At 67.3% G+C, this 12,353-nt stretch carries 11 protein-coding genes; 4 read left to right on the top strand and 7 right to left on the bottom strand.

Annotated elements, in window-relative coordinates:
• Window positions 1–45: 45 nt before the first annotated feature.
• On the bottom strand, window positions 46–963 hold the full coding sequence (locus tag R9X41_RS16375; RefSeq protein ID WP_318631501.1) for a DMT family transporter: 918 nt from the start codon (window positions 961–963) through the stop codon (window positions 46–48).
• Window positions 964–1,051: 88 nt separating this feature from the next.
• Between R9X41_RS16375 and R9X41_RS16370 the strand changes: the two genes are divergently transcribed.
• Window positions 1,052–2,032, top strand: a complete 981-nt coding sequence (locus tag R9X41_RS16370) for a quinone oxidoreductase family protein (protein WP_318631500.1) — start codon at window positions 1,052–1,054, stop codon at window positions 2,030–2,032.
• Between the two features lie 13 nt (window positions 2,033–2,045).
• Here the strand turns inward: R9X41_RS16370 and R9X41_RS16365 are convergent, their stop codons facing one another.
• Window positions 2,046–2,969, bottom strand: coding sequence for a LysR family transcriptional regulator (locus R9X41_RS16365; protein WP_318635260.1), 924 nt, complete (start codon window positions 2,967–2,969; stop codon window positions 2,046–2,048).
• Window positions 2,970–3,042: 73 nt separating this feature from the next.
• Here R9X41_RS16365 and R9X41_RS16360 point away from each other — a divergent pair, with 73 nt between their 5' ends.
• On the top strand, window positions 3,043–4,053 hold the full coding sequence (locus R9X41_RS16360) for a bile acid:sodium symporter family protein (protein WP_318631499.1): 1,011 nt from the start codon (window positions 3,043–3,045) through the stop codon (window positions 4,051–4,053).
• 100 nt (window positions 4,054–4,153) lie between these two features.
• A complete protein-coding gene (locus R9X41_RS16355) occupies window positions 4,154–4,543 on the top strand; it encodes a response regulator (protein ID WP_318631498.1) in 390 nt (129 codons plus the stop codon).
• Between the two features lie 38 nt (window positions 4,544–4,581).
• Here the strand turns inward: R9X41_RS16355 and R9X41_RS16350 are convergent, their stop codons facing one another.
• The 4 genes from R9X41_RS16350 to R9X41_RS16335 all read right to left on the bottom strand — a co-directional run bounded on the left by R9X41_RS16350 (window position 4,582) and on the right by R9X41_RS16335 (window position 10,910).
• Window positions 4,582–6,252, bottom strand: a complete 1,671-nt coding sequence (locus R9X41_RS16350; protein ID WP_318631497.1) for a Na/Pi cotransporter family protein — start codon at window positions 6,250–6,252, stop codon at window positions 4,582–4,584.
• Window positions 6,253–6,265: 13 nt separating this feature from the next.
• A complete protein-coding gene (gene lspA / locus R9X41_RS16345) occupies window positions 6,266–6,778 on the bottom strand; it encodes a signal peptidase II (protein WP_318631496.1) in 513 nt (170 codons plus the stop codon).
• Complete coding sequence (gene ileS / locus R9X41_RS16340; protein ID WP_318631495.1) at window positions 6,779–9,694, bottom strand: isoleucine--tRNA ligase; 2,916 nt, start codon at window positions 9,692–9,694, stop codon at window positions 6,779–6,781.
• Window positions 9,695–9,848: 154 nt separating this feature from the next.
• Window positions 9,849–10,910 carry a bifunctional riboflavin kinase/FAD synthetase gene (locus tag R9X41_RS16335; protein WP_318631494.1) on the bottom strand — a complete coding sequence of 354 codons (1,062 nt, stop codon included), beginning with the start codon at window positions 10,908–10,910 and terminating at the stop codon, window positions 9,849–9,851.
• A 197-nt stretch (window positions 10,911–11,107) separates the two neighbouring features.
• Here R9X41_RS16335 and R9X41_RS16330 point away from each other — a divergent pair, with 197 nt between their 5' ends.
• Window positions 11,108–11,665 carry an HNH endonuclease gene (locus R9X41_RS16330; RefSeq protein WP_318631493.1) on the top strand — a complete coding sequence of 186 codons (558 nt, stop codon included), beginning with the start codon at window positions 11,108–11,110 and terminating at the stop codon, window positions 11,663–11,665.
• Here R9X41_RS16330 and R9X41_RS16325 read toward each other — a convergent pair.
• Window positions 11,662–12,330, bottom strand: a complete 669-nt coding sequence (locus tag R9X41_RS16325; RefSeq protein WP_318631492.1) for a YceH family protein — start codon at window positions 12,328–12,330, stop codon at window positions 11,662–11,664. The genes R9X41_RS16330 and R9X41_RS16325 overlap by 4 nt on opposite strands.
• Window positions 12,331–12,353: the final 23 nt, after the last annotated feature.

Here is a 12,353-nt window from a genome sequence, read left to right as displayed (position 1 = left end):
GCGCAGTGCTATGACTGGCCAGGGCGCAATGGTTCTTTGGAACTCCTACGACCTGCGCGCCGATACCGCGATGCCGGCGGCAATGAGTGCGAACGCCACGGCATGGAAGACGCGCGGAGGCTCGCCCAGAAAGGCCGCGGAGAGCAGCGCGGCGAAGACCGGCGTGAGGTTGCCGAAGAAGGCCGCGATGGTCGGGCCGACCAGCTGCACGCCGGCTCCGTAGGCGCGGTAGGCGACGATCGAGGGAAACAGGCCGACGAAGGCGATCGCCGCGACCAGCGGCCAGCCCCAGTGGATCTGCGGGTCGCCCAGCGTCCATTCGGCGGTGGTGAACACGCTGGCCCACATCAGGCCGAACAGCACTTGCGCGGCCAGAAAGGCCGCCCAGTCGTTGCGGATCGGATCGGTCTGACCGTCGGCGGTCACCGGTGGCTTGGCCAGCATCCAGCCATAGAAGGCCCAGACGATGGTGGCCAGCACCATGAGCGCGTCGCCCGGCACCAGGTGCAGGTCGGCCAGCCGTGCCGGATTGCCGCGACACAACACGGTCAGCACGCCCGCCATGGACAGCGCCGCGCCGGCCACGTCGACCCGCCGGACCCGTGCACCGAAAAAAAGCCAGCCCACCAGCAGCATCCAGATGGGGGTGCCGGCGCCCACCAGCGTGGCGTTGATCGGTTGCGAGGTCTTGAGCGCCAGGTACTGCAGGGAGTTGTAGGAGCCCACGCCCGCCAGGCCCAGCGCGAGGTAATGCCGCCAGCGCGGCCAGAGCGGCGAGTCACGGCGAAACACCGCGTGCGCCAGCGGCAGCAATACCAGCAGGGCGAGCAGCCAGCGCAGCAGGTTCAGCGTCATCGGCGGCACCAGCGGGTGGACCATGCGCCCCACGATCACGTTGGCGGCCCAGGTCAGCGGCGGGGTGGCGAGAAGAAGGATGGTCGACGGTCGCAGGCGGGCTTGCATGGCGGCAAATGTATCTGGCGGCAACGGCCTCGCCGATCCATGGCAGGATTCGGCGCTGTTCCCAACGCCAGGTACAAGGAGTCAACCCATGGTTCGCGCAGTCCGTATCGACCGCCACGGCGGTCCCGAAGAGCTTCAGGTGATCGACGTGGAGGTGGGAGATCCCGGGCCGGGACAGATCCGCATCCGCCACCACGCGATCGGCCTGAACTACATCGATATCTACCAGCGCAGCGGGCTCTACCCGTTTCCCATGCCGCTTTTGCTCGGCATGGAAGGCGCGGGCGTGGTGGAGGCGGTGGGCGAGGGCGTCACGCACCTGAAGGTCGGCGACCGGGCGGCTTACTGCGGCGCGCCGCCCGGCAGCTATTGCGAGGCGCGGGTGATGCCGGCCGCGCTGGTCTGCCAACTGCCCGACGCCATCTCCTTCGAGACCGGCGCCGCGATGATGCTCAAGGGCCTGACCGCGCAGTACCTGCTCAAGAAGACACTGCCCGTGGAAGGCCTGCAGGCCGGCGACTTCGTGCTGTTCCACGCGGCCGCCGGCGGCGTGGGCCTGATCGCCTGCCAGTGGGCGCGGCTGCTCGGGCTGCAGCTGATCGCCACTGCCGGCTCGGCCGAGAAATGCCAGCTGGCGCTGTCGCGCGGTGCGGCGCACGCCATCGATTACCGCCAGGAAGACTTCGCCGCCCGCGTGGCCGAGATCACCGGCGGCCAGGGCCTGAAGGTGGTGTACGACTCGGTCGGGCGCGACACCTGGGACAAGTCGCTCGAATGCCTGCGGCCCTTCGGGCTGATGGCGAGTTTCGGCAATGCGTCGGGCCCGGTCCCGCCGTTCGCGCCGGCGGTGCTGGCGAAGAAATCGCTCTACGTCACGCGGCAGACGCTGTTCAACCACTACAACACGCGGGAACGGGCGCAGGCCATGGCCGACGACCTGTTCGCGGTGGTGGCGTCGGGCGGCGTCAAGATCGACATCGGCCAGCGTTATGCGCTGGCGGATATCCGGCAGGCGCATGTCGACCTGGAAGCGCGCAAGACGACCGGCTCGACCATCCTGATTCCCTGAAGACCGGGCGCGTTCAGGCGTCCGCGAAGTCCCAGCGCTCCTTGTCGAGCGGACGCTGGGCCGCGCCGATGCGGGCCACCAGCGCCCAGGCGTGCTGCGCCAGCGGCGACAGGCTGCGATTGGCGCGGTGGACCAGCACGATCGCGCGGTCGACCCGGGGCGACAGCCGGCGCCCGACCAGGCCGGTCGGCCGGTGTGCGGCCAGCGCCATCGCCGGCAACACGCCGATGCCGATGCCGGACTCGACCATGCGGAACACGGTGGTCGGATGCCCCAGCTGCTGCACCACCTGCGCGGTGACGCCTTGGCGGGCCAGGGCTTCGTCGATCAGCCGGCGGCTGCCCGAGGCCTGGTCGAGCAGTACCAGGGGATGGTCGGCCAGGTGTTGCCAGGTCACTTCGGCAGCCGTCGCGAGCGGGTGATTCAGCGGGCAGATCACGCAGAAAGGCTCGTGCAGGATCGCCTCGCAGTACAGCCCGGACGGGTCGGCCGGTTCCACCACCACGCCGAAATCGACCACGCCGGCGCGCACGCTGTCGAGCGCGTCCTGCTGGATGCGGTCGAGCAGCACGATCTCGGTGCCTTCGGCGCTCGCCGCGGCGATGCAGTCGGGCATGAGGCTGGCCGACAGCGTCGGCGCGCTCGCCACTCGCACCCGGCCCCGGCGCTGGCCGACCAGGCCTTTGACATCGAGCAACGCGCTGTCGAGGTCATCCAGCACCCGCTCCAGGTGGGCCGCCAGCAACCGGCCCGCCTCGGTGGGCGACACCTCACGCGTGGTGCGGTCGAACAGGCGCAGCCCGAGTTGCGCTTCGAGCTCGGTCAGGGCCCGGCTGACCGCCGGCTGCGTCAGCCCAACCCTGCTGCCGGCCCGGCTCAGGTTGTTTTCGGCGGCGACCGCCTGGAAGACACGCAGTTGCTGCAGGCTGATATTCATCATGAGCAATCATAAATTCATCAGATAAATCGATTTCACTCAGGAAACGAATAGTACGAAGATCACGGCCACCATGAGCCGCCCCAAATTCCTTCCTGACAACTTCACTTTCGCCTTGTTGGCGACGGTGCTGACCGCCTCCCTGCTGCCCGCCGCCGGCGTTGCCGCCCACGGCTTCGAGCTGCTCACTTCGGCTGCCATCGCGTTGCTGTTCTTTCTGCACGGCGCAAAGCTCTCGCGAGCAGCGGTGATCGCCGGCATTTCCCACTGGCGTCTGCACCTGCTGGTGGTGGCCTGCACCTTCGTGCTGTTTCCGGTGCTCGGCTTCGTACTGCGGCCGGCGCTCACCTGGCTGGTGACGCCGCAGCTCTACGTCGGCGTGATGTACCTGTGCGTGCTGCCCGCCACGGTGCAGTCGGCGATCGCCTTCACCTCGATGGCGCGCGGCAACATTCCGGCAGCGGTGTGCAGCGCTTCGGCCTCCACGCTGCTGGGCGTGTTCATCACGCCGGTGCTCACCAACCTGCTGGTGGTGCCGCACCAGACCGGGGGCTCGGCGCTCGACGGTATCGGCAAGATCATCCTGCAGCTGGTCGTGCCCTTCCTGGCCGGCCACCTGCTGCAGCCGGTGGTCGGCGGCTTCGTCAAGCGGCACGCCAAGCGCATCAAGTTCGTGGACCAGGGCTCGATCCTGCTGGTGGTCTACACCGCGTTCAGCGCGGCGGTGGTCGAAGGGCTGTGGCGCCAGTTGCCGATGACCGCCCTGGCCGGGCTGATCGTGGTCTGCTGCGTGCTGCTGGCGGTGGTGCTGGTCAGTACGACCTGGCTGGCGCGCAAGCTCGGTTTTTCGAAGGAAGACGAGATCACCATCGTGTTCTGCGGCTCCAAGAAAAGCCTGGCCAGCGGCGTGCCCATGGCCAAGGTGCTGTTCCCCGCCGCGATGGTCGGCCCCATGGTTTTGCCGGTGATGTTGTTCCATCAGATCCAGCTCATGACCTGTGCGGTCTTGGCCCAGCGCTACGCCCGCCGCCCCGAGACACCGGCCGAATCGACCGTCGATCCGGCGGTTCGCAAGCCTGCCTGAGGTCGGTGCATGTCCTACCCGGGCTCGGCGGCGAAGATGGCATGGGCTCCTGTATCCCGTTCTTAAAGTCTCGCTTTAAGCGGCGACTTCAGGGCAGGCCATGAAAATACGAACATATCTGATCGAAGACAACGCGGTGATCCGCGAGAACCTCATGGCCACGCTCAAGGAGCTGGCCTCCATCGACACCATCGGCACGGCCGAAACCGAGAACGAGGCGGCTGCCTGGTTGAAGGACCACGATGGGCAGTGGGACCTGGCGATCGTCGATCTGTTCCTGCGAGAGGGCAACGGGCTGAACGTGCTGGCCGCCATGAGCGAGCGGGAGGATCACCAGAAGATGGTCGTGTTCAGCAACCATGCCACGCGCGAAGTGCGGCGCCGCTGCGAATTGTTGGGGGCCGACGCGGTCTTCGATAAATCGACCGAAATCGAGGCTTTGCTCGACTACTGCCAGGCCGAGCGCGAACGGGTCGAGCGGCGGCACTGATTTCCTCGACGTGCTGCTCGCCGCATCGGACGCCAGACTCAGTGCTTGTGCGAGCTGTCGCGCTCCGCGGCCATCGAACGCAGCCGGTTGGGCGCCAGGATGCCGGCGGTGTCCAGAATCGGATAGGCGATGGAGCAGATGTGCGAATTGATCCGCTTCAAGTCGCTGATCAGGTCGATGTGCAGCGAGCTGGTTTCAATGCTCTGCACCGTTTTGTCTGACAGCCGCCCCAGGTGGCGTGACGCATACACCCGCTCCAGGTCCCGGAAGCGGGCCTTCTCCTCGAGCAGCTTTTGCGCGTCGCGCACATTGCCGTTGAGGAACACGCTCATGGAAAGGCGCAGGTTGTCGATGATGCGGGCGTGCAGTTCGCTGATCTCGGCGATGCCGGCATCGGAGAAATTGCGCGACTTGCGGATCTTGCGTTCCTCGATGTCGATCAAAACCCGCTCCACGATGTCGCCGATCTGCTCCATGTTGATGGTGAAGCTGATGATGTCGGTCCAGCGCCGGCTTTCTTCCTCGCCGAGCGCCTCGCGCGAGATCTTGGTGAGGTAGTACTTGATGGCCGAATACAGCTCGTCGACCGAATCGTCGAGCCGGCGCAGCTGCTCGGCCAGTTGCAGGTCGTTCTGGCGGATCACCTTGAGCAGGCCGACCAGCATGGTCTCCACCAGGTCGGCCTGGTGCAGCGCCTCGCGCGCGGCGCATGAAATGGCCAGCGAGGGCGTTGAAAGCGCGGACGGGTCCAGATGCTGCACCCGCCCCGGCGCCTTGGCCTCCGGGCGCTGAGGCATCATCCGTTGCACCAGCCGCGCCACGGTGTCGGTGAGGCCGATGAAGCCCACGCAGATCACCACATTGAACGCCAGGTGGAACAGCACCACGCCATGCGCGGGCACCGGCATCTCGGGCTGCACGTAACGCAGCCACAGGCCGATGAAGGGCGCGACCACCGCCACGCCCAGGAGCTTGAAGACCAGGTTGCCGACCGTGACCTGCCGCACATCCACCGGTGACTTGGCCGTGGTGAGCACCGCCAGCACGCCGCTGCCCAGGTTGGCCCCCAGCACCAATCCGAGGGCGACATCCATCGGCACCACGCTGGAGCCGGCCATGGCGGCGATCAGCAGCACGATCGCCAGGCTGGAATAGGCCACCACGGCCAGGGCGGCGCCGAGGGTGATCTCCAGCAGCAGGTCGCTGCCGAGCGAGCCGAGCATGGCGCGTACCGCGGGCGCGGCCAGCAGCGGTTCGGTTGCTTCCACCACCAGGCGAAGCGCCAGCAGCATAAGGCCCAGGCCGATCAGCACCCGGCCCACTCGCCCGGCGGTACCGGCCTGGCGCGACACGAAGAGCACCACACCAATGAAGATCAGCAGCGGCGACAGCCACGACAGGTCGACCGAGAACAGCACCGACATCATGCTGGTGCCCACGTCGGCGCCGCGCATCACCGCCAGCGCCGCGGGCAGGGTGACGAGCCCCTGGCCGACGAAGGAAGAGGTCATCATCGAGGTCGCGGTGCTCGACTGCACCAATGCCGTGACGCCGATGCCCGACAGCGCCGCGCTGAAGCGATTGCTCAGGCTGCGCGCGAGGATGCGGCGCAGCTTCTCGCCGAACACCCGCAGCACGCCGGTGCGCACCAGGTGCGTACCCCAGACGAGCAGCGCGATGGCCGCAAGCAGATTGAGCAGGTGCTTCATGTGCCGGTGGCCGTCACTTTCCTCTGCGCACGCGCATCAGTTCGTCGAGCACCAGGCAGATGGCGCCCAGGGTGATCGCGCTGTCGGCGACGTTGAAGGCCGGGAAATGGCGGCCACGGAGGTGGAAGTCGAGGAAGTCGACCACGTAGCCGTGCATCAGCCGGTCGACCACGTTGCCGATGGCCCCGCCCATGATGAGCGCCAGGGCGAACGAGAACAGCTTCTGTCCGGCATGCGAGCGCAGCAGCCAGATGATGAAGCCGGTGGCCACGAGGCCGATGGCGGTGAACATCCAGCGCTGCCAACCCGAGGAATCGGCCAGGAACGAGAACGCCGCGCCGGTGTTGTGGGCCCGCACGATGTTGAAGAAGCTGGTGACGTAGTGCGCGTCACCGAGCCGGTAGTAGCCGAGGATGAGCGTCTTGGTGAACTGGTCGGCGATGAGCACGATCAGCGCCAGGCCCAGCCAGGGCAGCGGGCCGGGGCTGGAGGATCGGCCAGCCGACAGGGTCTTGCCGCGCGCCATTTATGCGAACTCCCGCGATTCGCCGGCACCGTACAGGTTGCTGGTGCAGCGGCCGCAGATGGTGGGATGGGCCGGGTCGGCGCCCACGTCGTCGCGGTAGTGCCAGCAGCGCTCGCACTTGGCGGCTTCGCTGGGGCGTGTCTCGATCTGCAAGGTGTCGCCGGCGGCGAGTTCGACCGCCGAGGTGATCAGCACGAACTTCAGGTCGTCGCCCAGGCTGGCGAGCGCGGCCCAGAGCTCGCCGTGGCTGGCCATGGGCACGGTGATGCGCACGTTGGCCTGCAGCGAGGAGCCGACCTTGCCGTCGGCCCGAAGGGTCTCGATATCCTTGTTGACCATCTCGCGTGCGGCGCGGATGCGGGTCCACTTGTCGAGCAGGGCAGAGCGCTCCGCGGCGTCGCCGTCGAAAGCGGCGTACTGCTCCAGGAAGATCGTCTCGCTGCTGCCGACCAGCTTCCAGGCCTCTTCGGCGGTGAAGCTCAAAAACGGCGCCATCCAGCGCAGCATGGCCTGGGTGATGTGCCAGAGCGCGGTCTGCGCGCTGAGGCGGGCGTGCGATTTTGGCGCGGTGGTGTAGAGCCGGTCCTTCAGCACATCGAGGTAGAAGCCGCCCAGGTCTTCGGAGCAGTAGAGCTGCAGCTTGGCGACCACCGGATGGAATTCGTAGACCTCGTAATGGGCCAGGATCTCTTCCTGGAATTGCGCGGCCCGGGCCAGGGCGTAGCGGTCGATCTCGAGCAGTTCGGCGGTGGGCACCGCGTCGGTTTTGATGTCGAAGTCGCTGGTGTTGGCCAGCAGGAAGCGCAGGGTGTTGCGGATGCGGCGGTAGGCGTCGACCACGCGGGCGAGGATCTTGTCGTCGCCGGCGATGTCGCCGGAATAGTCGCTGGCGGCGACCCACAGGCGAATGATCTCGGCGCCCAGCTTCTCGGCGGTCTTCTGCGGGTCGACGCCGTTGCCGAGCGACTTGCTCATCTTGCGGCCCTGGCTGTCGACCGTGAAGCCGTGGGTCAGCAGGCCCTTGTAAGGCGCGCGGTCGTTCATAGCGCAGGCGGTCAGCAGGGAGCTGTGGAACCAGCCGCGATGCTGGTCGTGGCCTTCCAGGTAGAGGTCGGCCTCGGGGCCGGAGAGGTGATGGCCCTCGTCGCGCGCGCCGCCACGGCTGACCGCGTCGTCGAAATGCGAGCCGCGCAGCACGTGGAAGTGGGTGGTGCCGGAGTCGAACCACACGTCCAGGATGTCGTTGCTCTTGGAGTAGTCGGCCGCCTCGGCGCCGAGGATGTCTTCGACGGTGGCCTTGCTCCAGGCCTCAATGCCGCCTTGCGCGACCATGTCGGCGGCGACGTCCATGAGTTCCATGGTGCGCGGATGCAGTTCGCCCGTGGCCTTGTGCAGGAAGAAGGGCAGGGGTACGCCCCAGTTGCGCTGACGCGAGATGCACCAGTCGGGCCGCCCCGAGATCATGTCGCGCAGGCGCGCCTTGCCGTTCTCGGGGTAGAAGCCGGTTTGCTCGATGGCGTCGAGTGCGAGTTCGCGCAGCGTCTTGCCGGCCTTGTCCTGAGTGAAGACGCCTTCGCCCTCGTCCATGCGCACGAACCACTGGGCGGCGGCGCGGTAGATGACGGGCGTCTTGTGGCGCCAGCAGTGCGGATAGCTGTGGGTGATGGTGGCCGTGGCCATCAGGCGGTCGGCGTCGCGCAGGGCGTCGATGACCACCGGTGCGGCCTTCCAGATGAACTGGCCGCCGAACATCGGCAGCTCGTCGACATAGACGCCGGTCGCCTGGACCGGGTTGAGGATGTCGTCGTGCGAGAAGCCGTTGGCCACGCAGGAGTTGAAGTCGTCCACCCCGTATGCGGGCGAGGAATGCACGATGCCGGTGCCGTCGTCGGCGGTGGCGTAGTCGGCCAGGAAGACCGGCGACAGGCGGCGGTAGCTGTATTCGCCGGTGCCGGCGTCGGCCACGTCGTGGAAGGGATGCTTGAACTGCAGCCCGGCCAGGCGCTCGCCCGGCACGGTGGCCAGCACGGTGCCGCCGAGCTCGTAGCGCGCCAGGGCTTGTTCGACCAGGGCGGCGGCGAGGATCAGCAGGCCGCGCGAGGTGTCGACCAGCGAGTATTCGAGCTCGGGATTGAGGTTGAGCGCCTGGTTGGCGGGAATCGTCCAGGCGGTCGTGGTCCAGATGACGGCGAAGGCGGGCTTGGTCAGTTCCGCCAGGCCAAAAGCGGCCGCCAGCTTGCCCGGCTCGGCCGACTCGAAGGCCACGTCGATCGTCTGCGACTTCTTGTCGGCGTATTCGATCTCGAACTCGGCCAGCGAGCTGCGGCAGTCGAAGCACCAGTACACCGGCTTCAGGCCGCGATAGACGAAACCGCGTTCCATGATCCGCTTGAGCGCGCGGATCTCATCGGCCTCGTTGCCGGGGTTCATGGTGAGGTAGGGGTTCTCCCAGTCACCCAGCACGCCCAGGCGCTTGAAGTCCTTTTTCTGCAGCGCGATCTGCTCGCCGGCATAGGCGCGGCTCTTGGCCTGCACCTCGTCGCGGCTGAGGTTGCGGCCGTGCAGTTTTTCGATCTGGTTCTCGATCGGCAGGCCGTGGCAGTCCCAGCCGGGCACGTAGAGCGCGTCCATGCCCTTGAGCTGGCGCGCCTTGACGATCATGTCCTTCAGGATCTTGTTGACGGCGTGACCCATGTGGATCTGGCCGTTGGCGTAGGGCGGGCCGTCGTGCAGCACGAAGCGCGGCGCGCCGCAGCGGGCGTCTCGCAGCTTCTTGTAGATGCCCTTGGATTCCCATTCCTGGACCCAGCCCGGTTCGCGCTTGGGCAGGTCGCCGCGCATCGGAAAGGCCGTGTCGGGCAGGTTGAGCGTGGCGCGGTAGTCGGTGGCGGCGGAGGGAGCGACGGGTTCGGACATGGCGGAATCGGTTGGTGCTGCGGGCTCGGCCTGCAGGAGTGCTCGAAAGCGGCGAAAACTGAAGGAGCGAGAGAGACGTGAGAGTCGAAGAGTGCGCCGAACGCCCTCTGCGGGGCGTTCGCACGGTGCCGGAGGCGGCACGCCTGGTCTGGCGTCAAATTCGGTCGCGCGTGGTCTGGCGGTGCGTCTGGCCGTGAATGCGCTCGGGCTCGCCCTGGCGCCGGGCGGCGAAGAAGGCACGCGCATCCTCCCGGTCGCGGGCGATTCCGGCGGTCAGGGCGTCGAGGCTCGGATAACGCAGCTCGTCGTGCAGTTTGTGCAGCAGTTCCACCCGCACGATTTTACCGTAGGCCCCCTCGCTGCCGAGACCGGCGGGCCAGTCCAGGCAGTGCGTTTCGAGCAGTACGCGCCCGCCGTTGACGTCCGACGGGTCGAGCGAAGGCCGCACACCCATGTTGGCGACGCCTTCCAGGGGCTGGTCGCCGAGCCCGAAGACGTGTACCGCGAAGATGCCTGCGGCGGCCGGCTTCCAGTGGGAGAAACGCAGATTGATGGTGCGAAAGCCGTCGCCCGCGCCGGGCGTGCTGGCGCCGAGTTCGCGCCCGAGCTTGCGGCCGTGCACCACGTGGCCGCTCAGGCTGTAGGGCCGGCCGAGCAGGCGGGCGGCCTGCTCCATCTGGCCGGTGGCCAGCGCTTCGCGGACGGCCGAACTCGACACGCGCAGTCCGTGGACTTCGTAGGCGTTCATGCGGGCGACGTCGAAGCCGGCCGCAGCCGATGCGGCGTCGAGGTAGGCGTAGTCACCCGAGCGTTGCGCGCCGAAGCGGAAGTCGTCGCCCACCAGCACGTATCGCGCGCCCAGGCCACCGGTGAGCACCTGGTCGATGAACTGCTGTGGCGACTGGGCGGCCAGGCGCGCGTCGAAGGGCAGCACCACGGCCTGGTCGATGCCGCAACGGGCCAGTTCGGTCAATTTGTCCCGCAAGGTGGCGACCCGCGCGGGCGCCAGGCTCGACTTGCCCGCACGCTTGGCGAAGTAGTCGCGGGGATGGGGTTCGAACGTGAGCACGCAGCTGGGCACGCCCCGGTGTTCGGCCTCGCTGCGCAACAGTGCCAGCATGGCCTGGTGGCCGCGATGCACGCCGTCGAAATTGCCGATGGTCACCGCGCAGGCGGGTGCGATGCCCCGGTGGTGGAAACCCCGAAAGACCTTCATGCTGCTCAAATCTTATGGTTGACAAGCCCTTGCGCGAGCCTGGTAGGCCGCTCGGGCCGGACGCGAATTCGTCACGATACCTGTATATTGTCAGGCAGCGTATGCAGCAGCCTGGCAACTGCCGCATCCATCCGATCGTCCGCATGGTGTGCCGGCTAAAAAGATGCTTTCGAGGCCGGCTTCAGGAGGAGCTGTTCGTGAAGGTATTGAAGCTGTCGGCCCAGGGACTTCCCCAGTCCTGGATCAGCCTGGAACAGGCGGTGATCCACTACGCGGCCGGAGAGGTGCGCTGGGAGTCCGGCGCGGAGATCGCGGTCTTTCGTGGCGGCACCAACGCCATCACCGGCAAGCAATCGCTGATCGCCATCAACAGCATCGTCGGCACGCGCGGCGTGCCGCGCATCAACCCCTTCGATCTCCGGCCGGGCCTCACCAACGCCAAGCTGTTTGCGCGCGACCGCAACGTCTGCGCCTACTGCGGCGACCACTGCCACGAGACCGAACTCACCCGCGAACACATCGTGCCCTTCGCCCAGAACGGGCCAGACACCTGGATGAACGTGGTAACCGCCTGCCGCGCCTGCAACCACCGCAAGAGCAGCCGCACGCCCGAGCAGGCCGGCATGCCGCTGCTTTATACGCCCTACGTGCCCAGCCTCTGGGAAGACTTCATTCTGCGCAACCGCCGCATCTTGGCCGACCAGATGGAGTTTCTGATGGCGCACGTGCCGGCATCGTCGCGGCTGATCATCTAGCCGCCGCCGCTCTGGTCGGACACGAATCGCATCGAGGCGATCTCGGCTCGCAGCGCTTCCACTGCTTCTTCCAATGCCGCGACCCGCGCCGCCAAGGCGGAGGAGGGTGCGGCGGCGCTGTCTGCCATGCCGATGTCGTTCTGGAAATCCGCCGGATCGACCGCGCCGCACAGCAGATGCACCCAGCGTGACTCCCGCGATCCCGCCTGGCGCGGCAACTGCATCACCATCGGACCGCCCCGGTCGTCCGGCTTGTTGGCCAACTCGTCCAGGAAGGCCTCGACCGACGAGATGTCGGCGAACCGGTGCCAGCGCTCGGTATGGATGCGGATCTCGCCGGCGGTCTGCGGCCCGCGCAGCATGAGGATGCCGAGAATGGCAGCCGCCGCGCCGGGCACGCCCAGGCCGCGTTCGGCGTTGTGTTCCCAGCGGGTGGCGCGGCCGCCGCTGGTGTCGAACGCGAGCGTGAGGCCGCGCAGCGAGTCGAGCGCTTCCTGCGCCTGGCCGTCGGTGACCTGCATGACCGGGTCACGTGCGGTTTTCTGGTTGCAGCCCGACACCACGCTGTTGAGCGTGAGCGGATAGCTGTCGGGCACGGTGCGGGCTTTTTCCATCAGCGTGGCAAGGACTCGGGCTTCGACGGGAGTGAGGGGGCGCGATGGCATGGCGGTTTCTAGGAAAGATGAGT

Origin of the sequence: Xylophilus sp. GOD-11R, from assembly GCF_033546935.1 — a bacterium.
GTDB lineage: Bacteria > Pseudomonadota > Gammaproteobacteria > Burkholderiales > Burkholderiaceae_C > Xylophilus.
Note: the sequence above shows the minus strand (reverse complement) of the source record. Positions and strands in the feature narration are given on the sequence as shown.

What these genes read in the sequence shown, in the direction of transcription:
- R9X41_RS16375 (WP_318631501.1), bottom strand. Translation starts at nt 963, where the DNA reads ATGCAAGCCCGCCTGCGACCGTCGACCATCCTTCTTCTCGCCACCCCG.
- R9X41_RS16335 (WP_318631494.1), bottom strand. Translation starts at nt 10,910, where the DNA reads ATGAAGGTCTTTCGGGGTTTCCACCACCGGGGCATCGCACCCGCCTGC.
- R9X41_RS16355 (WP_318631498.1), top strand. Translation starts at nt 4,154, where the DNA reads ATGAAAATACGAACATATCTGATCGAAGACAACGCGGTGATCCGCGAG.
- R9X41_RS16365 (WP_318635260.1), bottom strand. Translation starts at nt 2,969, where the DNA reads ATGAATATCAGCCTGCAGCAACTGCGTGTCTTCCAGGCGGTCGCCGCC.
- ileS (WP_318631495.1), bottom strand. Translation starts at nt 9,694, where the DNA reads ATGTCCGAACCCGTCGCTCCCTCCGCCGCCACCGACTACCGCGCCACG.
- lspA (WP_318631496.1), bottom strand. Translation starts at nt 6,778, where the DNA reads ATGGCGCGCGGCAAGACCCTGTCGGCTGGCCGATCCTCCAGCCCCGGC.
- R9X41_RS16325 (WP_318631492.1), bottom strand. Translation starts at nt 12,330, where the DNA reads ATGCCATCGCGCCCCCTCACTCCCGTCGAAGCCCGAGTCCTTGCCACG.
- R9X41_RS16350 (WP_318631497.1), bottom strand. Translation starts at nt 6,252, where the DNA reads ATGAAGCACCTGCTCAATCTGCTTGCGGCCATCGCGCTGCTCGTCTGG.
- R9X41_RS16360 (WP_318631499.1), top strand. Translation starts at nt 3,043, where the DNA reads ATGAGCCGCCCCAAATTCCTTCCTGACAACTTCACTTTCGCCTTGTTG.
- R9X41_RS16370 (WP_318631500.1), top strand. Translation starts at nt 1,052, where the DNA reads ATGGTTCGCGCAGTCCGTATCGACCGCCACGGCGGTCCCGAAGAGCTT.